The sequence below is a fragment of the Kordiimonas sp. genome (assembly GCF_965216265.1).
GTDB lineage: Bacteria > Pseudomonadota > Alphaproteobacteria > Sphingomonadales > Kordiimonadaceae > Kordiimonas.
Window position 1 is genome coordinate 2,518,776 of sequence record NZ_OZ244153.1, and the last position, 21,974, is coordinate 2,540,749.

The 21,974-nt window shown below is 55.8% G+C and carries 21 protein-coding genes; 13 read left to right on the forward strand and 8 right to left on the reverse strand.

Annotated features, from left to right (window positions below; translation table 11 throughout):
* The first annotated feature begins 15 nt into the window (after nt 1-15).
* On the forward strand, nt 16-432 hold the full coding sequence (locus ACOOGA_RS11610; protein ID WP_417459671.1) for a SufE family protein: 417 nt from the start codon (nt 16-18) through the stop codon (nt 430-432).
* Nucleotides 433-504: 72 nt separating this feature from the next.
* Here ACOOGA_RS11610 and ACOOGA_RS11615 read toward each other — a convergent pair whose 3' ends face one another.
* The 4 genes from ACOOGA_RS11615 to ACOOGA_RS11630 form a co-directional block, all read right to left on the reverse strand.
* Nucleotides 505-1,920, reverse strand: coding sequence for a sodium-dependent transporter (locus ACOOGA_RS11615; RefSeq protein ID WP_417459672.1), 1,416 nt, complete (start codon nt 1,918-1,920; stop codon nt 505-507).
* Between the two features lie 238 nt (nt 1,921-2,158).
* A complete protein-coding gene (locus ACOOGA_RS11620) occupies nt 2,159-2,971 on the reverse strand; it encodes a hypothetical protein (protein WP_420428742.1) in 813 nt (270 codons plus the stop codon).
* A complete protein-coding gene (locus ACOOGA_RS11625) occupies nt 2,955-3,695 on the reverse strand; it encodes a carbonic anhydrase (RefSeq protein WP_420428744.1) in 741 nt (246 codons plus the stop codon). Before ACOOGA_RS11625 ends, ACOOGA_RS11620 begins: the two co-directional genes overlap by 17 nt.
* 102 nt (nt 3,696-3,797) lie before the next feature.
* The gene (locus ACOOGA_RS11630; RefSeq protein ID WP_420430671.1) at nt 3,798-5,219 is read right to left on the reverse strand and encodes a PLP-dependent aminotransferase family protein; all 1,422 of its coding nucleotides are present in this window, start codon (nt 5,217-5,219) and stop codon (nt 3,798-3,800) included.
* 108 nt (nt 5,220-5,327) lie between these two features.
* On the opposite strand from ACOOGA_RS11630, the gene ACOOGA_RS11635 reads away from it, so the two are divergent.
* From ACOOGA_RS11635 to ACOOGA_RS11655, 5 genes are all read left to right on the forward strand, one after another.
* Complete coding sequence (locus tag ACOOGA_RS11635; protein ID WP_420428746.1) at nt 5,328-5,981, forward strand: pyridoxamine 5'-phosphate oxidase family protein; 654 nt, start codon at nt 5,328-5,330, stop codon at nt 5,979-5,981.
* 10 nt (nt 5,982-5,991) lie between these two features.
* Nucleotides 5,992-6,300, forward strand: a complete 309-nt coding sequence (locus tag ACOOGA_RS11640; RefSeq protein WP_420428748.1) for a DUF1272 domain-containing protein — start codon at nt 5,992-5,994, stop codon at nt 6,298-6,300.
* 35 nt (nt 6,301-6,335) lie between these two features.
* Nucleotides 6,336-7,013: a GNAT family N-acetyltransferase gene (locus ACOOGA_RS11645; protein WP_420428750.1), complete on the forward strand. Its 678-nt coding sequence runs from the start codon at nt 6,336-6,338 to the stop codon at nt 7,011-7,013.
* Nucleotides 7,014-7,401: 388 nt separating this feature from the next.
* On the forward strand, nt 7,402-8,892 hold the full coding sequence (locus tag ACOOGA_RS11650; protein WP_420430673.1) for a SulP family inorganic anion transporter: 1,491 nt from the start codon (nt 7,402-7,404) through the stop codon (nt 8,890-8,892).
* A 13-nt stretch (nt 8,893-8,905) separates the two neighbouring features.
* Nucleotides 8,906-9,763: a universal stress protein gene (locus tag ACOOGA_RS11655; RefSeq protein WP_417460082.1), complete on the forward strand. Its 858-nt coding sequence runs from the start codon at nt 8,906-8,908 to the stop codon at nt 9,761-9,763.
* 268 nt (nt 9,764-10,031) lie between these two features.
* Here ACOOGA_RS11655 and ACOOGA_RS11660 read toward each other — a convergent pair whose 3' ends face one another.
* Nucleotides 10,032-10,955 (reverse strand): DMT family transporter, encoded by a 924-nt coding sequence (locus ACOOGA_RS11660; RefSeq protein WP_417459679.1) that lies wholly within the window; start codon nt 10,953-10,955, stop codon nt 10,032-10,034.
* 145 nt (nt 10,956-11,100) lie between these two features.
* On the opposite strand from ACOOGA_RS11660, the gene ACOOGA_RS11665 reads away from it, so the two are divergent.
* Nucleotides 11,101-11,571 carry an Lrp/AsnC family transcriptional regulator gene (locus tag ACOOGA_RS11665; RefSeq protein ID WP_417459680.1) on the forward strand — a complete coding sequence of 157 codons (471 nt, stop codon included), beginning with the start codon at nt 11,101-11,103 and terminating at the stop codon, nt 11,569-11,571.
* A 9-nt stretch (nt 11,572-11,580) separates the two neighbouring features.
* On the opposite strand, the gene ACOOGA_RS11670 is transcribed toward ACOOGA_RS11665, so the two are convergent.
* Nucleotides 11,581-12,096 carry a J domain-containing protein gene (locus tag ACOOGA_RS11670; protein ID WP_417459681.1) on the reverse strand — a complete coding sequence of 172 codons (516 nt, stop codon included), beginning with the start codon at nt 12,094-12,096 and terminating at the stop codon, nt 11,581-11,583.
* A gap of 254 nt (nt 12,097-12,350) precedes the next feature.
* On the opposite strand from ACOOGA_RS11670, the gene ACOOGA_RS11675 reads away from it, so the two are divergent.
* Entirely contained in the window at nt 12,351-13,034 is a 684-nt protein-coding gene (locus ACOOGA_RS11675; RefSeq protein ID WP_417459682.1) for a DNA-3-methyladenine glycosylase I, read from the forward strand.
* A 194-nt stretch (nt 13,035-13,228) separates the two neighbouring features.
* Complete coding sequence (locus ACOOGA_RS11680; protein ID WP_420428752.1) at nt 13,229-15,307, forward strand: sensor histidine kinase; 2,079 nt, start codon at nt 13,229-13,231, stop codon at nt 15,305-15,307.
* Between the two features lie 62 nt (nt 15,308-15,369).
* Here ACOOGA_RS11680 and ACOOGA_RS11685 read toward each other — a convergent pair whose 3' ends face one another.
* Together ACOOGA_RS11685 and ACOOGA_RS11690 are read right to left on the reverse strand one after the other, a co-directional pair.
* A complete protein-coding gene (locus ACOOGA_RS11685) occupies nt 15,370-16,086 on the reverse strand; it encodes a tetratricopeptide repeat protein (RefSeq protein WP_417459684.1) in 717 nt (238 codons plus the stop codon).
* Between the two features lie 110 nt (nt 16,087-16,196).
* On the reverse strand, nt 16,197-17,801 hold the full coding sequence (locus ACOOGA_RS11690) for a phosphoenolpyruvate carboxykinase (RefSeq protein ID WP_417459685.1): 1,605 nt from the start codon (nt 17,799-17,801) through the stop codon (nt 16,197-16,199).
* A gap of 377 nt (nt 17,802-18,178) precedes the next feature.
* Between ACOOGA_RS11690 and ACOOGA_RS11695 the strand changes: the two genes are divergently transcribed.
* Genes ACOOGA_RS11695 through rapZ form a run of 4 tightly spaced genes read left to right on the forward strand, consistent with a single transcriptional unit; the run spans nt 18,179 to nt 21,957 of the window.
* Nucleotides 18,179-18,886, forward strand: coding sequence for a response regulator (locus ACOOGA_RS11695; protein WP_417459686.1), 708 nt, complete (start codon nt 18,179-18,181; stop codon nt 18,884-18,886).
* A 24-nt stretch (nt 18,887-18,910) separates the two neighbouring features.
* Nucleotides 18,911-20,554 carry a sensor histidine kinase gene (locus tag ACOOGA_RS11700; RefSeq protein WP_420428754.1) on the forward strand — a complete coding sequence of 548 codons (1,644 nt, stop codon included), beginning with the start codon at nt 18,911-18,913 and terminating at the stop codon, nt 20,552-20,554.
* A gap of 57 nt (nt 20,555-20,611) precedes the next feature.
* Complete coding sequence (locus ACOOGA_RS11705; protein WP_417459687.1) at nt 20,612-21,073, forward strand: HPr kinase/phosphorylase; 462 nt, start codon at nt 20,612-20,614, stop codon at nt 21,071-21,073.
* On the forward strand, nt 21,070-21,957 hold the full coding sequence (gene rapZ / locus ACOOGA_RS11710) for an RNase adapter RapZ (RefSeq protein WP_420428756.1): 888 nt from the start codon (nt 21,070-21,072) through the stop codon (nt 21,955-21,957). Before ACOOGA_RS11705 ends, rapZ begins: the two co-directional genes overlap by 4 nt.
* Nucleotides 21,958-21,974 lie beyond the last annotated feature (17 nt).

Consider the following 21,974-nt stretch of genomic DNA (forward strand, 5'->3'; position numbering starts at 1 on the left):
CGTTTGGGATATACGATGTCGCTTGAAAATACAACGATCGTTGAAATTTTGGATACGTTTGAGTTTCTCGAGGATTGGGAAGACAAGTATCGCTATATCATTGACCTGGGCCGCAAGCTGCCGCCGCTCAGCGATAACGAGATGACAGACGAGTATAAGGTGCGCGGCTGCCAGAGCCAGGTTTGGCTGGTGCCCGAGACCGATACTGAGGGCCATATCATCCTGCGCGGTGACAGCGACGCCCATATCGTCAAGGGGCTGGTTGCGATCATGCTTCTGATCTTCTCAGGCAAAACCGCCGCTGAGATCAAGGCAACAGATGCCCGCGCGATCCTTGATCAGCTTGGCCTTGCGTCGCACCTGTCGCCGCTTCGTGCCAATGGGCTTTTTGCCATGGTGGAACGTATCTACGGTATCGCCGAAGCTGCGTAAGCTCACAAGTTTCCGGCAATAAAAAAAAGGGGCCCAAACGGCCCCTTAATCATTTCTATATGGTCGCTCGGGTTAGCCAGTGATTGTATCGAAGATGATTTTTACGAAGATTACACCAACTGCAATCGGGCTCACAAAGCGCACCAGGAAGTACCAGATACGGAAGCTGCGATCCTCTAGTGCCAACTCGTCCATCATGGCTTTGCGGCTCACGAACCAACCCACAAACAGCGCCGTAAACATGCCAGCCAGCGGCATCATGATGTTGTTGGTGAGGAAGTCTTTCGCGTCCATGATGTTCACACCAAAGATACGAACGTCCGAGAGCAGGTTTGTGCCCTGGCTATAGGCTGACAGCACACCCACAAGACCTGCAGCCACACCCATGGTTATCGCAACCTTGCGGCGGCTCATGGTTGTTTTCTCTGCGATATAGGATACTGGCGGCTCGAGAAGCGAGATCGCGCTCGTTACCGCAGCAACTGCCAACAGCGCAAAGAAGAGCGTGCCAACAAGCGTGCCAAGCGGCATCTGGCCAAACGCAATCGGCAGGGTCATGAACACAAGGCCGCCACCTTGGCCAACATCGAGGCCGTAAGCAAACACGATCGGAAAGATCGCAAGGCCTGCCATCAAGGCAACAGCACTATCGGCGCTGGCAATAATCACGGCAGATTTGCCGAGGTTCACATCACGGCGCAGGTATGAGCCATATGTCATGATCGAACCAAGTGCGAGCGAGAGCGAGAAGAAAGACTGCCCAAGCGCCTGCAGCACGGTATCAAGGCTGAAATGCCGGGTTACTTCGCCGCTCGCGAGGACTGTCTCTTTATAGAAAAGCTGATCGAAATCCGGGTTGAAAAGGAAGTCGATCGTGGCAAGGAAAGCACCGTTGAACGCTGAGTAGATCACGAGGATCAACAGAAGCGCGAATAGTGCGGGCATCAGAAGTGTGACAGCTTTTTCAAGCCCGCCTTGCACGCCCTTGGCCACGATAAAGATCGTGATCGCCATAAACGCCACGTGGGAAACAATCGTCATCACAGGGTCGCTGATGTAGGCTAGGAAGGTTGCCTGGCTTGCTTCGGCTGTAATGCCAGAGAAGGCACCGGTGACAGCTTTGGCCATATAAGCCAGTGTCCAGCCGCCAACAACCGAATAGAAGCTGATGACGATAAACGCGCCAACAACGCCGGACCAGCCAATGAGCGCCCACAACGGGTTACGCTTTTCCTCGCGGGCGATTTTTGCCATCGAGTTAATAGGTGACATCTGCCCGCGGCGACCCAGTGAAAGCTCGGCCACCAGCATCGGCACACCGATCACGAAAACAAAAATCAGGTAAACAAGCACGAAGGCGCCACCGCCCCCTTGGCCTGCTTCATATGGAAACTTCCAGATATTCCCAAGACCAACAGCACTACCCACCGCTGCCAGCATGAAAGCCCATTTTGAAGACCAATGGGCGTGTTGTGTGGCTCCAGCCATTATTTCCTCTCCCCAGAGTACTAGGTACGCGCGCTGACGACTGTGAACGCCAGCCACATAAGTTGCAGGCTTTTTAGCCTGTTTCATTATGAAGGCCACATGGTTCTGCAGCCTATAAAAACGGCGCCATCATAGGCAGATGACGCGGCGATAACCAGCCTGAAATTGGTTTGGAGATGGTTGGGGGCGACGTTGCTTTCGCCAGCCCAGTCAAAACAGCGCTAAAACAGCCTCTAAGTTATTGAGATGTATCCATAACCGCGCAATAATCGCCCTGGCTTTTCACTTGGCTGCACAAAGTTTGCGCGTCAGATTTTTCCTGAAGACGCACACCAAGCCGCAGCGCAAAACCGCCAACGTTCACTTCCCACTGGTCAATGATACCGCTGAGTGCCGGGTATTTTTTCTCAAGAATACTTTTTGACGACACGGCTTGTTCATAGGACCGATAAGACGCCAGATGCGCAAACCAGCGCCCAAGGGGTGAGCTGCCGCTCGGGCGGCTCACGTCGCGCCGTGGGCCTGTGTTGCCTGCGGCAGGGGTCGTGCGGGCAACGTCTGCCGGTTTTTCCGTGATAGAGGGCAAGCTGTGATCAAGCCTGACAGGCTGCATACGCGCCGCATCCATGGCCTGAAGTTCGCTGGCGATAATGGCGAGGCGGCGGCCAGCTTCAGACCCGACCGCGCCGTCAGCCATCACTTCATTTCCGCACCGCAGGAAAACCCTATCGCGTGAACCGGAACTCATGAGAGAGGCATATATACGCCGCGCCGCAACCGGCTTGCCGCTCTGCTCGAGCGCGAGGCCGGTATAAAATCTGTCTGCCGGTGATGATAAAGGTTCGCTGATCAAGATGCGTGCTGCGTCAATGGCGCGCCCTTCACACATGGCTTGTTCAACCGCGTTGCTGGCGCGCTGCGTGGTAACACCTTTTGGCTGTACGCTGCGTGACATACCGCCTGTATCACAGGCCGCCAGAAGAAGCAGTGCGGCGGCGCCGCTTACCAGTTTAAACCCAGCTCGGTGCGAGAAATCAGTTAGGCAGCGCATCTAGGATCATCCGATTGTTGCGCGGCTGCAGGGGTCGCGCGTTTTCCCCCATGATGCCGTTCATGACGGCGATCTGTTCTTTGGAGAACTCTACCGGTTCCTTAAAGATGTACCAGTTCACCCCCTCTGTGCAGGGTGGGTGGGTTTCTGACCCCATATACCGGTAATAGGTGCCACTGTGGGGCATGAAGTCGCGGGCGTTGATCTTGACGTCTGGCCTGCGGGAGGTTTGGTCGGGTTCAATCGGCAGGTGCGGCCACAGCTCTTCCGCCGCCATGTTTGCCGAGCCTTCTTTCACCAGTACCGCAACACGGGCCTGGGTGCCGTCTGCCGCGCGGTGATCGAAATGAATTTCCATCGGGAAGCTCTGGGCCATCACCCGGTGTTCACCCGGTGTGTGGAAATGAAAGCCGGTCAGCTCAAAGGTTTTATCACCCACACGCAGCATGCTGCCGGGTGCATAATCAAACCGTATGGTGCGCCGGTCATTTTTCATATCAACGGGCGAGACGTTATAGTTGGTCTCAAGCCGGTTGAGGAGGACGGCTTCCGTGCCTTCCATGATGATAGGGGACTGCATGGAGCCATTGGCACAAACACTGGAAATAGAGCCCCAGCTGTTAGGCCCGTTAGAGCCGGAATAGCTCCAGTTATCCTGCGCAGAGGCTGACGTGGCAAGTGCAGTTGCCATGAAAAGTGATCCAACCGGTCCGGTCCAGTTCATAAGTCTCTCCTGAATATAGGTCCTATGCGGTGCGGCCTCATTGCTGCACACCCGCCCCCGCGGTGGCCCCTGTTCCTATAGGCTACTATGGCGCGGATTTTATTAAAAGCCCGTTTGTTGGGATAAAAGTGTCGCCAACTCTTTGAGGCGGTTGTTAATTTCCCGTTCTTGTAGATTAGCAAAGCCAAAAAGCAAACCATGTTGCGGCGGACATGCCCGATATGTTTCGGAAAGCGGCGAGGCTCCAATACCTGCGCGCCCCGCAATCAGCGAAAGCTTAACATCGCTCAGGTGGTTCAGCTTTGAGGTAGCGACAACATGCAGCCCGGTGTCTGATTGTTCAAAGGTAAAATAGGGCGAAAGCCACTCTCTCGCCGCATCCATAAACAGGCCCAGTCGGGTTTTATGCACACCGCGCAGGCGACGGATATGGCGGGCGAAATGCCCTTCCTCAATGAAGCGGGTCAGCATCAGCTGGTTGCTGATGCTGGGGAAGCTGTCCACGGCCGCGCGGTGCTTGAGCACCCGGTCTACCAGCCCCAAAGGCAATACCAGATACCCGAGCCGAAGTGCCAGAAACAGTGATTTGGAGAAGCTGCCGCCATAGATAACCCGTTCCCCGCCATCAATGCCCTGAAGCGAGTTGATCGGGCGTCCGGCATAGCGAAATTCGCTGTCGTAATCATCTTCCAGAATGAAACAGTTTTCCCGTTGCGCCCACTCGAGAATCTCCAGCCTGCGTTTGAGCGGCATGGTCTGGCCCAGCGGATACTGCCGTGACGGGCTTGTGACCATAAGGCCTGCGGGCACGCCTGCCATTTTGGGCGGCACAGCGCCGTCTTTATCCACGCGGGTGTAAACGATAGGGTTGGAGAGCGTTTTGGCGGCAGTGGTCATGCCGGGATAGCCGGGGTCTTCAAGCACAATAGCGCGGTCACGGTCCACCACACTTTCCATCACCAACTTTACGCCTTGCTGCAGGCCGGAGGTGATGACGATCTGGTCAGGGTTTGCTGTCACGCCGCGTGCAGCTTCCAGATAGGCCGATATGGTGCGCCTGAGCGGCAGATACCCGGCAGGGTCGTTATAAAGCAGTTCGACCGCATCGGCATGACGCCAGACGCTGCCTGCTATCCGCGCCCAGATATCGGTGGGGAACTGGTCAAGCGCGGGCATGCCGGAAAGGGGTCTCGCGGCTTTTTTCTCCCGCACGTTATGGCTTGTGCGGGTGCCGTCCGGCACAGCGGTCATGGTCAGGCTGGTATCGGGCAGGTCTGCGCTCACATAGGTGCCTGCGCCCTGGCGTGTTTCAAGATACCCTTCGGCCACCAGATGCTCATAAGCGGCCAGAACCGTGTTGCGGGAGATGGCCAGCCGGTCTGCCAACGCGCGGCTCGCTGGCAGGCGGTGGCCCGCGGGCAAGCTGCCGTTCAAAATCGCATGCCGCAGCATGGCCTGAAGCTGCTCATTGAGCGGTGCTTCACTGCTGGCGTCCAGCCCGGGCGCAAAAAGGGTTTCGAACATACCGTCCAAAATTGGCACCTTTAACTTAACGTAATTGGCTCTTTCTAAGGGATCAATATAAACGCAAACTTTAGGGGTGAAAAGCGTTCAGTTCTCAGAGGTGCCACCATGAGTGATTTTGCTAAAAACGACCGGAACCGGGTACGGCGGGGCCACAAGCGTGCAGTGTATGATGAAGAGACGGTTTACCGCATTCTCGACAGTCATTTCCTGTGCCATGTGGCGTTTGAGATGGACGGCCAGCCGCATATCCTGCCAACCAGCTATTGGCGCGAGGACAACCGGCTTTACTGGCACGGCTCAAGCGCCAGCCGGATGATCAAACATCTTTCAAGCGGTGCGCCAGCCAGCGTTTGTGTGACCCAGCTTGACGGCCTTGTGCTCGCGCGCTCAGCCTTCAATACCAGCGCCAACTACCGTTCGGTGGTGTGTTTTGGTGTGCCGGAACTGGTGACAGACGACGCGGAATTTGACCGTCAGATGAGGCTGTTTTTTGACCAGATAGCGCCCGCGCGCTGGGGCCAGCTTCGGCCCATGACCGCGCAGGAGCGCAAGGCCACGGGCCTTCTGGTGATGGAGATTGAGGACGCCAGCGCCAAGGTGCGCGATGGCGGCCCCGGGGATGGTGAGGAAGCCGATTGGCCCATATGGGCCGGGCATGTGGACATCCGCACCGTCACAGGCGCGGCGCACGTGGCGCCGGAGGGGGAGAAAGCCCCGCTCAATCACAAGGTTTTACCCGCCTATCACTGGGCGCGATGAGGAGACGAAGATGCTGCAACTAAGGCCAAGCTGTGAGCATTGCGACAAAGCGCTGCCCCCCAACAGCACGGAGGCGATGATATGCTCATATGAATGCACCTTTTGTGCGGACTGTGTCCAGCATGTGCTCGGTCACGTCTGCCCAAATTGCGGGGGCAATTTTGTTGCCCGTCCGATCCGTCCGTCCACTGAGTGGCGACCGGGGGTTTCGCTCAGCCACCAACCGGCGCGTAAAGACAAGGTCTTCAAACCTGTGAGCGTCCAGGAACAAAAAGAATTTGCGGCCCGCGTGAGTAAAACCCCACCCGAGTCACGATAAGCGACGGTTAGCTGTTATTTAAGAAAGTATGAGAGATGTTTGATATACCAAACTGGCAGCCGAAAGCCCGGCCCGGTGTTGTATGCCTTGAGGGGCGTAATGTAACGCTTGAGCCATTTGACGTGGCCACCCATTGCGACGGTCTATTTCATGCGGTGGGGGGCGAAGAAAACGCAGACCTCTGGCAATATATCCCGCTTGGCCCCTTCGCGGACAAAACAACGCTTTGCCATGCGCTGAGAGAAGCAAACCGCCATCAGGGCTGGCAGACCCTTGTGATCCGCAAGGTGGGGGACGGTGAGGTGCTGGGCATGGCAAGCTATATGCGTATCCGTGAGGCACACGGCAGCGCCGAGGTTGGCTGTGTTGTGTTTAGCCATGCGCTGCAGCGTACCCGAGAGGCGACGGAAGCCATCGCGCTGATGACTGAGCACGTGTTTGACGACCTGGGCTATCGCCGGTTTGAATGGAAATGCAACGCGGCAAATGAGGCATCAAAGCGCGCGGCGATCCGGTTTGGCTATAGCTTTGAGGGCATTTTCAGGAACGATATGGTCATGAAGGGCAAAAACCGCGATACCGCCTGGTATTCCATCATCGACCGTGAGTGGCCAGGCATCCGGGCAGCTTACCAGTTCTGGCTCAGGCCTGAGAACTTTGATGAGCATGGTAAGCAAAAGGCGCGGCTTGAAGCTTACCGAAGCGCTTTATAAACGTAAGTTATATTCGGTATCTCTTCTGAAGGTCAGCTTGTGCCTCTTTGGCCTATTTTTACGCCGCCCTTGATATATAACGCTTGGCTTGCGCGGACATGCGGTTGTTTCCGTCTTGTTTCCATGGGCCTTTTGGTATAGACAAGCGGGCGGAAACATTGTGCCCTCAGGGGCGTGTTTCACTCTTTTGAGCGAACAGGAAACCCTGCCGATGTAAGACACCTTGACCTGCCCGAAGCGTACTACAGTCCGTTCAAGCTGACCGGATGCATGCGCTCTACCCATGGCAGGCCTTGCGATTGTCTATCCTCGCTCCCCAATTTTTTACAATTTGTTTAGTGTTTTGGCGCCGGGCATAAATGGCGCCGCTGTTAATGGAGACAGTATTGTGACCTCCCTCAACCTCCCCCAAATACGCGAAGAATGGTTCGGCAATATTCGCGCCGATGTGTTGGCTGGCCTTGTTGTGGCGCTTGCGCTCATCCCGGAAGCGATCGCCTTTTCCATCATTGCCGGTGTTGACCCGAAAGTGGGGCTTTATGCTTCCTTCTCGATCGCCGTCATCACCGCGATTGCAGGCGGCAGACCAGGCATGATTTCAGCCGCGACTGCTGCCACGGCGGTTCTCATGATCACGCTGGTACGCGAACACGGGCTCGAGTATCTGCTCGCCGCAACCGTGCTTGCGGGTCTGTTGCAAATCGGCGCCGGGCTCCTGAAGCTCGGCTCACTCATGCGTTTCGTCTCACGCTCGGTCATGACCGGCTTCGTGAACGCGCTCGCCATCCTCATTTTCCTCGCCCAGCTGCCGGAATTGATCGGTGTGACCTGGGTCACCTACGCCATGGTCGCGGGCGGGCTCGCGATCATCTATCTGTTTCCGCGCATCACGACGGTGATCCCGTCCCCGCTCGTTTGCATCATCGTGCTGACACTTTTGTCGATCTTCGTTGGCCTTGATGTGCGCACCGTGGGTGACATGGGCGAACTGCCGTCCACACTGCCGGTCTTTCTGCTGCCGGACATCCCGCTTACCTTCGAAACCTTGTCGATCATCCTGCCCTATTCGGCAGCCGTGGCAGCGGTCGGTCTCCTGGAATCGCTGATGACGGCGACGATCGTCGATGACCTCACCGATACACCGAGCAACAAGAACCGCGAGTGCATCGGCCAGGGCATCGCCAATACCGCCACGGGTTTCATCGGCGGCATGGCCGGGTGTGCCATGATCGGCCAGTCAATCATCAATGTGAAGTCGGGCGGGCGCGGGCGGTTGTCCACCTTCGCTGCAGGCGCTTTTCTCTTGTTCATGATCGTGGTGCTCAGCGACTGGGTCAGGATCATCCCCATGGCCGCGCTTGTTGCTATCATGATCATGGTCTCGATCGGAACCTTCAGTTGGTCCTCAATCAAGACCCTCAAGACCCATCCACGCAGCTCGAGCATCGTGATGCTGGCAACGGTGGTGACGGTGGTGGCCACCCACAACCTCGCCATCGGTGTTCTGGTGGGCGTGCTGCTGTCGGGTATCTTCTTCGCCTGGAAGATTTCGCAAATATTCCGCATCACCTCGACCCTGTCGGCAGACGGCCATCACCGGACCTATATCGTCGAAGGGCAGGTCTTTTTTGCGTCTGCAGACAGCTTTACCGTCGCCTTCGATTTCAAGGAAGCGGTGGAGAAGGTCACCATCGACGTCAGCCACGCTCATATATGGGATATCTCCAGCGTGGCGTCGCTTGACATGGTCGTGCTCAAGTTCCGCCGGGAAGGGGCGGACGTAGAGATTATCGGCCTGAATGAAGCCAGTGAGACCATCGTCGACAAGCTGGCTATCCATGACAAGCCCGGCGCGCTTGAGCGCCTGATGGGCCACTAAGGGGAGGACTATGATGTCACATAAACTGATCGCTCTGTTAGACGGCTCGTCCTATGCTGAAAGTGTGTGCGACCATGCTGTTTGGGTCGCCAAGAAAAAGGGTGCCAGCATAGAGCTCCTGCATGTGCTCGGCCGACGGAGTGGTGCGGGTGAAGGCACCGACCTTAGCGGCAATATCGGCCTTGGCGCCCGCAGCGCGCTCCTTGAAGAGCTCGCCGACATCGACGCCCGCCGTGCCAAGCTTGAACTGATGCAGGGTCGCCATCTTCTCGACGCAGCGGAAAGCCGCCTGCGTGACGCCGGGGTCGAACAGGTCAGCGGTAAACTGCGACATGGCGACCTGATCGAGGCGGTCGAGGATTTCGAGAAGGAGGCGGACCTGATCGTGATCGGCAAGCGCGGTGAAGCGGCAGACTTTGCCAAACTGCATCTGGGCTCGAACCTCGAGCGTGTTGTGCGTGCGGCATCGAAGCCGGTGCTGGTGGCGTCCCGTGCCTTCAAGCCAGTGAACAGCGTGTTGATCGCCTATGATGGTGGGCCGAGCGCGATGAAAGCCGTCTGGTATGTCGCGAAAAGCAACCTCTTCAAGGATATCCCCTGCACGCTTGTCATGGTTGGCGCAGCGACGGATGAGGCTAGAAAGAAGATGGACGAAGCTGCTGGCATCCTGTCTACTGCCAAGATTGAGGTGGAAACATCGTTCGAGACCGGCGACCCGGACAACGCCATCAAGGCAAAGGTGGAACGCGAGGGTTTCGATATGCTGGTGATGGGCGCCTATGGCCATTCCCGCATCCGTAACCTGATCATCGGCAGCACCACCACGGAGATGGTGCGGTCCTGCCTCGTGCCGGTGATGCTGTTCCGCTGATGCCTGGTGCCTAAAGTGGTTTGGGGCGGCCTACCAGTTCTGGCTCAGGCCCGAGAATTTTGATGAGCATGGTAAGCAGAAGGCGCGACTTGAAGCTTACCGAAGCGCCCTCTAGTTCCATTTCAACATTTGCTTAAAAAACTGGCCTGAGGTCGGATCGTTTCCGTCCTCAGGCCAGTGGTGCTGGGTAAAGCTTGTTACTGTCTCGGGGGAGAGTGCTTTACCCGGAGGGGTACTTTTTTACGCCACACCTGCGCCACAAAAACCGTCACACTTTCTCCGGCAGTGTGGCGTAAGTTTTGGGTGCGCGTTTCAGTTTTGGGCGTAGGCCAAGGGCGACGGCAATGCCAACCATAATGGTGGCAAGGCCGGTAAATTCGATCAGGGTTGGTATCTCCCCAAGCACCAGGAACGACAGTAACACAGCGATCGCCGGGGTCATGGCGTTCACAATGGACGCTTTGCCGGACCCGAGGATGCCCACAGCCTTGTTGAACAGGATGATGGCCACAATGCCAGAGAGGACGCCCTGCCAGAGCCCTTGGAAAACAATGGTTTCCAGTGGCACTTCACTGAGGCCAGCGCCAACACCAAAGAGGCTGAGCAAGCCAAACATCAGGAGCGAAAGCACCGCAACGCGGCTGGCGATCAGGAGCCCGTCCGCGGGCCAGCGTCGAAGCAGGAACGTATAGCTCGCCCACATGATTCCGCCGCCCACGAACATGAGGTCACCGCCCAGCGTCTCGATGCCGCCTGCAGCACCAAATGCGAGACCTATAAGCCCCAGGATAATAAGGCCTGCGCCCATTATGCGGGTGCGGGTCAGCCTGTCGCCCAGCCAGAAATGCGCGGCCAGTACGCTGATGAAAAGCACCGTGCCCGGGATCACAACACCGCCGTGGCTGGCGGGCGCGAAATAAAATGCGGAAGACACCAAAATGGCATAAGGCGCACCGGCACAAAGGCTGAAGACAAGGGCTTTGCCCCAATCCTGCAGGCTTGACGGGCCGCGAAATGCGAAGGGCGCCAGAATAAGCCCGGCGATGAAAAAGCGCAGCATCACAATCTGTACCGGGGTGATGGAGCCCTGGATGCCGATGGAAGTTACAACGGGCCAGGCCCCCCAGATAAGGGCGGCGCCCAGCCCACATGCTATGCCAATAGTGGTTTGGCGGTCTGTTTGGTTCGTCATGGTCTTTATCCTGCTGTCGATGTTTTATTGACGCACCGTCGTTTTATAAATGTAGGGTGGGGCGTGTGTTTTTTCTTCGCATTTTTTCTGATTGAGAGATAAAAAAATCCTTACCTTTGAAAATTTGCGAGGAAAATAGTTAGCAATGAACGATCTGGATAGTTTTGACCTCAAGATTTTGAACTGCATGCAGGAAAATAGCCGCCAGACGGCGGAAGTGATCGGCGAGCAGGTAGGCCTATCGCCCGCCGCAACCCAGCGCCGGATCAAAAAACTCAGGGAAGACGGCACCATCAAGAAGGAAGTGGCGATCCTGTGCCCGGCGGCACTTGGTGGCCGTACAACCCTGATTGTGCAGATTATTTGCTCGTGCGGCGGCGAGGCTACCATTGAGACCTTCAAGCAGCAGATGACCAAGGTGCCAGAGGTGCAGCAATGCTACTATGTCACTGGTTCAACAGACTTTATTCTGGTTATGACCGTGAAGGACATGAAGGATTTCGACCGTATCACCCGCAAGTGGTTCTTCTCCAACCCGTCTATCGGGCGGTTTGAAACCATCGTCGCGATCGACACCTTCAAGGAAGGGTTTAACATCCCGCTGGGCCTTGAATAAGGCAGGCTCTCAGACGTTTTTGTCTTTCAGGATGTCGTAAGCCGTTTGAATTTGGTGGAAACGCTCGGCCGCTGCCGGGTCGCCCGGGTTGGCGTCCGGGTGGTAAATTTTTGCGAGCTTGCGGTACTGCTTTTTGATCTGGTCGGGGCCTGAGCCGGGGTCCAGTTCAAGCGCATCATAGGCTGCGTTCTCGTTGGCAGTGTAGCCGTCTGCGTCAACGGCGCCGCCCCATTCAAACGTTCTTGCACTCGCAAACGCATCCGAGCTTTCACCGGCATCGTTCATGTGGCGGCGAGCTTCCTCGTCGCTCATGCCCTGGAAAAAATCCCAGTTCCTGTTGTATTCCGCTGCGTGGGGGCGGCAGAAATACCAGCGCTCTTTCGAGCCGGGGGATTTGGGGGCCGGGTGCGCGCCTTTTTCCGAACAGCCGGAGTAGTCACACATGCGTACAGGCTCCGCGTCCTTGTCACGGCCATACTCGCCCCAACGGGGAAATCCAAAGCTTTTAATATAGTCGCTTGCCATCGTTTTATTATAAGCCGCTTGGGCTTTTCTGTCTTGTGTTCTGTCTCTGTAAAGTGGCCGGGCACTTTGGTGTAATGCGGCCCGATATGCAATGGTTTCTTGCCCCTTTTTGGTAATTTTGACCAAAGAAATACGCGGCAGACCGCAGGAGCGTGACAGAAACTGTCAGCAACCTTGTGGCGTGCACATGTTTTTGCTTGGTTGCTGCCCCGCGTGTGATTAGCGTTGCCTGACACTTGGAGGAGGACACAGCCATGCGATCATTTGACGAGATATTTGCCATTGCGGCGGAACGCAAGGGCGGCGCGGAAGCGCTTGAGGCCCTGTTGCCACAGCCAAAGCCAGCGGCGGAGATTGCGGCTATTCCTGACGACCGTATCCTGTCCGGCATGACACGTGCGATTTTTCAGGCGGGGTTCAGCTGGAAGGTGATCGACGCCAAATGGCCCGGTTTCGAAGAGGCGTTTGAGGGTTTCCCCCCCGTGCGCTGGAAATTCATGTCGGATGATGACCTCGATAGTCTCGTGTCAGACAAGCGCATCGTCCGGAACGGCCCCAAGATCGTAACAGTGCGCGAGAATGCGAGCCTTCTATGTGATCTCGAGGACGAATATGGCTCCGCCGCCAAATGTATTGCCGATTGGCCAATGGATGATTTCATCGGGCTTCTCGACATGCTGAAAAAGCGCGGTAGTCGCCTGGGGGGTAACACCGGCACCTATTTCCTGCGCTTCCTTGGCAAGGATGGCTGGGTGATGGGGCGCGACGGCGTGGCTGCGCTGGTTCGTGAAGGCGTGGTGGATAAAACCCCCACCGGCAAGGGCGCGATGAAAGCTGTGCAGGCAGCTTATAACCAGTGGGCCGAAGAATCAGGTCGGCCGTTCGGGCATATCTCGCGCACGCTGGCCGCAAGCATTGATGTAGCGCCATCCCTCTAACTCAGCCTCCAACTCGGCCTCGAATCCTGCCTTTTCCCTATTGCCTGCTTGCCTAGACCGTCGGTGCTGGTGCAAGCTGAAGGGAACGACAAAAGTTTAGGCGGATGAAACCCGCACGCGCGCGGACCTTCAGGTCAGCGCGCCGTGGGCATCCAGCGAGGTGACTGATGCACGGTTGCGACCCTGATCGCACAATGACGAGAGTGCTCTTGCGGCTGATTTGGCTGGCCCTTGCTGCCATGCACTGGGTATCGGCTGCTGCTCAGGAACCGACCGAGGCTGAATCCCACACCAACTGGCCTTATGAGGCTAACGGCGCCCGGCCGCTCAAGGACGGATGGACCGTATACCGCAGCCAGATTGTCTTGCCGGAAAGGCTGGCAGGTGAGAAGTGCACACAAGGACAGAATGCGCAACCGGTTAGCGCGCCAGATGTCTGGGGGCCGGGTTTTACCGCCACGGTCACCTCAGGCCACGGCTTCGCCACCTATTGCCGTGAAATCATCTTGCCGGAAAGTGAGCACGCCTTTGCTCTCAGGATGGGCACCCTGCGGTCTGTATCATTGATTTATGCGGTCGACACCAGTGTCGCTGATGCGCCCAGAGTTTGGCTGTTGTTCAAAAATGGTGACCTGACGGAAGAGGGTAAACAGGTTGTCGCCAACCCCGGCATCCCGGTCATTTCGCTTCCTCATGGCACCCGGAAATTTACGCTTGTGATGCAGCTCAGCAACCGCATTCACAAACAGGGTGGTATGATCGAGGTGCCGCTACTTGACTATAGCTGGCGTCTGGCTGCTGCTGAAAACCGCGCGACCGCCATGCCCAGTGCCTTGGTTATTGTTCTGCTGTGCGTAGGGCTGGCGGCCCTGGTGCTGGGTGAAAGCAAAAGCTCCTCGGCCGCGCATCGGTATTTTGCTTTTCTCGCCATAGCGGCGGCCATGCGGGCGGCCTTCGTTAGTGATCTGATATGGGATTATTTTCCGTCGTTTGATTTGGCCCGGAAATATGATTTCGAGTATCTTTCGCTCTTTGTTATCGCCTTCGCCTATTACGCCTTCATCAACCATTTGCTGCGCCCGGGCCGGCGGCTTTTGGTCGATTATGTGATCTATGGGGCTATGGCGATATTGATTTTCTTTGCCCTGTTTCTGGCGCCCTTCTTCCCACCCGGAACCATTACCCTGACGCGGGAACCGATCCAGATCGTATGGGGGTCGATCATTTTGATGGTGGTTTATGCCGTGTTTCATGCCAGCATCACCAACCCGGAAACGCGCCGCGAAGCTGTTACGGTCGCCTTGGGCGGTTTGGGTTATGGCGCTTATGAAATCATGTCCGCAACCGGGGTTATACCCTCGTCGATGGAATGGTCCCAGTTTGTTATCTTTGCGGTGATGATGATGCATGCGCATGCGTTTGTTATTCAGGCGCGCCGTACCGAGCGCGAGCGTGATACCTTGATGGCAAGCCTGCAGGATACCAACCGTGACCTGCAGAACCAGGCACTGGCGCTCGACGTGGCGGTGAAAAATGCTGAAGATGCCTCAAATGCCAAAAGTCATTTCCTCTCTACCTTCAGCCATGAACTGCGCACACCGCTGAATGCGATCATTGGTTTTTCGGAGATGATGTCGCGGGAACTGCTGGGTAAGCTGGGCAATAGTATTTACAAAGACTATGCGCGTGACATTCATGCCTCAGGTACCCACCTGCTGGCGATGGTTGATGACCTTCTGGACCTTTCCCGTATTGAGACGGGACTGGATGAACTGAAGGAGGTACCGCTGGATGTTAAAAACCTTGTGGAAGAAACTCTCGGTATGCTTCGGCTGTTGGCGGAGCAGCATAAAGTAACCATGCGGGTGGATTGCCCAAAAAGCCTGCCTGAACTATTGGGCGACGAACGAAAAATACGCCAGATTCTGCTCAACCTCATTACCAATGCCATCAAGTTCAATGTCGACCGGGGCAGTGTTCGTATTGTGCTGCGATCTGACGAGGGCGGCATGACCGTGGAGATCATTGATACCGGGCTGGGCATCGCCAAAGCCAACCTGCCGGTTATATTGGCGCAGTTTGGCCATGCCGATAGCGAGCGCCGCCGCCGCAATGCGGGTGCCGGCATTGGGCTGCCGCTCAGTGATGTGCTGGTGCGCCAGCATGGCGGCCAGATCACTATATCCAGCGAGTTGGGTGAAGGCACGCATGTGACAATCGCTTTCCCGCCAGAGCGTGTGATAAAAAGATTCGATCAGGTAGCAGCGCGATAAAATAGGCGTCCGGTAGCTTTCACCCTGCCACCAACCGGATTTCGGCATGAAAGCTTGGATTGTTATTGGATCATGGCTGCTGCAGCGTTCAGCCCTTGTCGGGCCTTTAAAGTAAGCTCGGTAGGCACAGCATGCCAATCGAGGGCAATTGCATTGGCCTCGGCGAACTGTGATTCTGTCATTTGAGCTTTCAATTCGGTCAAACTGGCCACAGCGTCGGGACTCAATTTCTTGCCCTTGGCCCGCTGCCATAGCAGGAAATAAGCATACCCAGCAGGCTTGTTAGTTTCGGTTCCATAGCCTGACCAATAGGCGGCACCAATATTTTTCAATGAGCTGGAAAACCCTTGGTCGGCGGCAGCCTTCCACCAGCGAAAGGCGTTTTTCCAGTCTCCGTCTTCAGCGTAATAGATTGCAACATCATTTTGGGCGAGGGCATATCCCTTGGTCGCGGCGTATAGTTTAGACTGAAAAGCTTTTTCCCGGTCGACAGCAAGAGAGGTCTGATACTGTCCATCATAATAGCAGCCAAGTTTATAGGCGCCCAGCGGATCTCCTAGCGCTGCAGATTCGCGAAAAAGCGTCATGGCTTTTTCATAGTCAGCGTCCGTACCTAGGCCGTTATTATACATCATGCCTAAATGGTATTGCGCTTCTGGATTATTGCTGTCGGCGAGTGGTTGCAATTTCTGGAACAGAATTTCTGCGTTGTGTTCATCTGCAAATAGATGTGATGCGCATACAATGAAAATAACAAATGAGAAAATTAACTGCCGCATATGTTCCCCCGAACCATTTATTCAATGATATAAACTGGAAATTATCGCCACAACAAAAAAAACGCGGAGCCAAAGCCCCGCGTTTTCAGGTTTTGATATGTCGAGTTCGCTTACGCAGCAGTTGGTGCTGCAGCAATCACGCTTGCGTCCACGTGAGATGCGAAGGTCTCAAAATTCTTGATGAACAGGCCCACCAGATACTGTGCCTTGGCGTCATAGGCTGCTTTATCGGCCCATGTCTCGCGCGGGTTCAGGATCAGGCTGTCGACGCCTGCGACCTCCTCTGGCACTTCAAAGCCGAAGTTCGGATCAATGCGCATTGGGCTCGCGTTCAGGCTGCCGTCCAGTGCTGCGTGCAGAAGTGCGCGTGTTGCCTTGATTGGCATGCGGTGACCAACGCCGTAAACGCCCCCGGTCCAGCCCGTGTTCACAAGCCAGCAATTCACGCTGCCTTCCGCGATTTTCTTGCGCAGAAGGTCGCCATAAACGCTGGGGTGGCGCGGCATGAATGGTGCACCAAAACAGGTTGAGAATGTGGCCTGTGGTTCCTTCACGCCAATCTCTGTGCCAGCAACCTTTGCGGTGTAACCTGAAAGGAAGTGATACATGGCCTGCTCAGGCGTGAGGCGCGCGATAGGAGGCAATACGCCAAACGCATCAGCTGTCAGCATGATGATGTTTTTTGGTTTGCCGCCGCGGTTCTCTTTCGAGGTGTTCGGGATGAAGTTAATCGGGTAGGCCGCGCGGGTATTTTCCGCCAGTGTATTATCATCCAGATCAAGCGTACGGGTTTCCTCATCCATCACCACGTTTTCAACAATGGTGCCGAAACGTTTGGTGGTGGCATATATCTCTGGTTCAGCCTCTGGCGAAAGCCGGATCAGCTTGGCGTAACACCCACCTTCAAAGTTGAACACGCTGTCGTCGGACCAGCCGTGCTCATCATCACCGATCAGCGTGCGTGTGCTGTCAGCAGAAAGCGTGGTTTTGCCGGTGCCGGAAAGACCGAAGAAGATGGCAACGTCACCGTCATCACCAATGTTGGCAGAGCAATGCATCGGCATGATGCCTTTTTCAGGCAACAGGTAATTGAGGATGGAGAAAACAGATTTTTTATTCTCACCCGCATATTCCGTACCACCGATCAGCACCAGACCTTTGGAAAAGTTCACCGCAATCACTGTCTCTGAGCGGCAACCCATGGTGGCTGGGTCGGCTTTGAAGCTCGGCAGGTTGATGATGGTGAACTGAGGTGCCATGGATGGCAGTTCTTCATCGGTTGGGCGCACAAGCATGGTGCGGCAGAAAAGGCTGTGCCAAGCATATTCGCCAAGCGTACGTACCGCAACGCGGTGCTCAGGGTCGGAACCACCCCATAGGTCCTGAACAAAAAGATCCTTGCCTTTCATATGGGCAAGGAACGCTTGGTGCAGAGTCTCGAACTGTTCGGGGGTCATTGGGCGGTTGGTGTCGCCCCACCAGATGGTGTTTTCGGTCATATCGTCGCGAACGGTAAACTTGTCATTCGCTGACCGGCCGGTGTGTTTGCCGGTTTTAACAACGAGCGGGCCATCCTTGGCCAGTTTGCCTTCACCGCGGCGAATTGCTTCTTCATAAAGTTGGGATGTACCCAGGTTCCAGTATTGATTGCCAGTGCCGGTGATACCTTGTGCATCAAGACCGACATTGCTCAGACGGGCGCCAAAGACTTGCAACGTCTTGTCCTCCAAGTGATTATTGGGGCCGTTTTGCACCGCACTTTATGGCTGCGCAAAACACGTATTGCCGGGCATGTTTTTTGTGTTGCCCTGGCTTATTTTGGCCTCGCGCTAGCGCAAGACAGGCGGCTAAACTTGCGGAATTGGGTGGGGAAATCAACTTGATTCTGCCCCCACATGAAATGATAGCGCTGTCAATTTTAAAAAGGTAAAATAGACTGACTTATCAGCGCCATTTGGCCGCCTTGATTTGGTCTTAAATGCTACGTAGCTGTTTACCTTGATCCGGATTCGGGTGAAGACATAATATAATTTTTATATTCTTCCGGATAAGGATTGGGCCTGGGTGGCCGGTACATGAAGAGGGAAACATTATGACCGCACAAATTGCGCTCGTCGACGATGACCGTAATATCCTGACCTCCGTGACGATTGCACTGGAGGCAGAAGGGTTTCGTGTGCGCACGTACCCAGATGGCCAGAAGGCGTGGGATGCTCTGTCCAAGAATCCGGCAGACCTTGCGGTTCTGGATATCAAGATGCCGCGCCTTGATGGCATGGAGCTTCTGCGTAAATTGCGCGAGGTGACGGATATGCCGGTGATTTTCCTGACCTCCAAAGATGAGGAGATTGATCAGGTGCTGGGCCTTCGCATGGGGGCGGATGATTATATAGGCAAACCATTTTCACAGCGACTGTTGATTGAGCGCATCCGCGCGCTGCTGCGTCGTATGGAAATGATCAAAACCCAGCCGGGTGAAACCATGGTAGAGGGCGATGAAATCATGGCCCGTGGCAATCTGGTGCTGGATCCGCTTCGGCACCGCGTAACCTGGAAAGGCCTTGATGTCACGCTGACAGTGACTGAGTTCCTGATCCTACAGGCGCTTGCCATGCACCCTGGCCATGTGAAAAGCCGGGATCAGCTGATGGACACGGCCTATTCAGATGATGTTTATGTGGACGACCGCACGATCGACAGCCACATTAAACGTCTGCGGAAAAAGTTCCGCGCTGTTGCCGATGATTTTGACGCGATTGAAACGCTCTACGGGGTTGGCTATCGTTACCGCGACGCCTAACGGCCGGTAACGAAAGTCAGACCTTTGAGAAGACACCCCAGTTCACGAGAGACAGCAGGGAGCGGCCGCAACAGCCAGCCACGCCACTATACGCGCGGCTTGTCTCCCCTTATGGTGCGTATCATGGTGGTCAACGCCATGGCGCTCCTTATCCTTGTGGGTGGCGTGCTTTACCTCAACCAGTTTCGCCAGAATTTGATCGACGACCGCATGTCGGCCCTTATCGTGCAGGCAGAGATTATTGCAGGTGCTTTGGGTGAATCGGCGGCGGGCGGACCGGAGGCAACGGAAATTGACCTCGCACCCGCACGGCAGATCATCACCCGTCTCGTGGGTCCAACCGACAATCGCGCTCGCATATTCGCGACAGATGGCCGCCTGATCGCGGACAGCCGTTTCCTCGCGGGCGACAAGCGTCTCGTGGCAGAAGAATTACCGGCTCTTGAGCTGAAACCAAGCTTTGCTGACCAGATAGAAGACGGTTTGCACCGGCTTCTGGATGGCTTGTCGCCGCGCCCCAGTGCACCGCCGAGTGTCGACCGCCCCGGCATGCGCGGCGCTGACTTCACAGAGGTTCAGGCCGCCCTGGAAGGCGAGCCGATGACCCAGCTTCGCCTATTGGCCAATGATAGGCTCGTAATCAATATCGCCGTCCCCATCCAGCGCTTTCGTCGTGTGCTCGGTGTACTGCTCTTGACCGCCCAGACGGAAGATATCGACCGGATCGTGCGGTCCGAGCAGATGCTGACCGTGAAGGTTTTCACCGGTGCGCTGTTGGTTACGATCCTGCTGTCATTTTTCCTTGGGCGTACGCTGGTGCGGCCCATTCGCATTCTGGCCCGTGCGGCCGAGCGGGTGAAAAGCGCCATCGGGCGGGAAGAGAATATCCCCGAATTTGCGGAGCGCATGGACGAGATTGGTGATCTTTCCCGCTCGCTCTCCGATATGACGCGCGCGCTTTATAACCAGATCGATGCTGTGGAGCAGTTCGCCGCCGATGTGGCGCATGAGATAAAGAATCCTTTGTCCTCCATGCGCAGTGCGCTTGAGACGCTTGAGCGCTCGCACAAGCCGGAAATTCAGGCGCGGTTGTTTGATGTGCTGCGCGACGATGTGAAACGTATTGACCGGTTGATCACTGATATTTCAGATGCGTCCCGTTTGGACGCGGAGCTGACCCGAGGTGAGATGGAAACGCTCGACCTTGCCATCATGCTCAACATGCTGGTGGAAGCCTATATGACCACCAATTGTCCGGCGGGTGTCGAGGTGACAATTGGTGATTATGAAGCCGGTGTTTTTGTTGTTAGCGGCATCGAGGGGCGGCTCGGCCAAGTATGGCGTAACCTGATTGATAATGCGATCAGCTTCAGCCCTGACGGCGGCACGGTGAAGGTTGATATCAGCCTTGGCGGCAAACAGCTGAAGGTAACAGTTGAGGATGAAGGACCAGGCATGCCTGATGGCGCGGAAGAGAAAATCTTCAGCCGGTTCTATTCCGAGCGGCCCGACGCAGAAGCCTTTGGCTCCCATTCTGGCCTTGGACTTGCGATCTCGCGGCAAGTGGTTGAGGCGCATGGTGGACGCATTCATGCGGAAAATAAAATTGCGGAAGACGGGTCTGTTTCTGGCGCGCGCTTTGTCGTAGAGTTGCCCCTCGCGCGGTAAGGTTTGGGTGCCGCTTTGGTCGCCAACCTATGAAATCGAGACGGGACACGTTGGGGCATGAGTGATCCAATCCATGGAACGGTGGTAGATGTGGCGGGCGCAGGTGTACTGCTGCGTGGCCCTTCAGGCAGTGGCAAGTCAGACCTTGCGCTTCGCCTTATAGACCGGGGCGCTGTTCTTATTGCAGATGATCAGGTTCTCCTCAGGCAGGGTAGCCGTGGTTTGGTGGCAACCGCACCTGACCGGATATATGGCCTTGTTGAGGTGCGCGGGCTCGGCATTGTCTCAATCCCTGCTGCCAAGTTCAGCCTCGTGAAACTTGTGGTGGACCTTGTCCCGCATGACGACATACCTCGCCTGCCGGAGAAGGAAATGATTGCCGTCGCGGGGGTTCAGGTGCCGCGTATCAGTTTGCATGCTTTTGATATTGCAACACCGGTGAAGATCGAGCTTGCTCTCAAATATCCCGATCAGGTGGGTGACGACAGGCCCGCAGATGAAAGGAGGGAACGCAAGTGAGCGTATGTGCGATAAAAAGGCAGGTGGTGATCGTCACGGGACTTTCGGGTGCGGGTAAATCATCTGCGCTGCATGCCTTTGAAGACATCGGGTTTCAGGCCATTGATAACCTGCCGTTGACCATGCTGTCGTCCCTGATCGATGAAGCGACAGCGGGGACCAGTACGGCGCCTATCGCCGTTGGTGTCGATTCGCGCACGCTTCATTTTTCCCCCAGCCTTTTTGAAGGCGCGATTAAGGAACTGCGGACACGTATCGATATAAACCTGCATATTCTGTTTATGGATGCGTCTGACGAAGTGTTAATGAAGCGGTTTTCTGAGACACGCCGCGTCCACCCACTTGGTGAAGGGCAGCTTCTGCGCACCGCTATCAAGCAGGAGCGCGACATGATGTTGCCGATCCGGCAGCTTGTGGACGGGCTTCTGGATACAAGTCGTCGCACCGGCGCGGAAACTCGCCGGGTTATTCTCTCCCGCTTTACGGCGCATGAAGCCCCCAACATGGTGGTGACCTTCATGTCGTTTGGGTTTGCGAACGGCGTGCCTCGTGACGCCGATATCGTGCTGGATGTGCGCTTTTTGCGGAACCCGCATTATGTTGACGAACTGCGCCCAAAAACCGGGCTTGAGGATGCGGTTTCAAGCTATGTGCGGGCAGATGACGGGTTTGAACCCTTTATTGAGAAGACGATGGACCTGTTTAATTTCCTGTTGCCAAGATACCGGGATGAAGGAAAATCGTATCTCACCCTTGCAATTGGCTGCACGGGCGGCAAACATCGGTCTGTAACGGTGGTGGAAAGGATCGCTGGCCATTTGACGCTCGACGGCATGACGGTCAATCGATACCATCGGGAAATTGCAGGTGATGAAGGCCGTTAGAGCCTTTCAGGCAAATT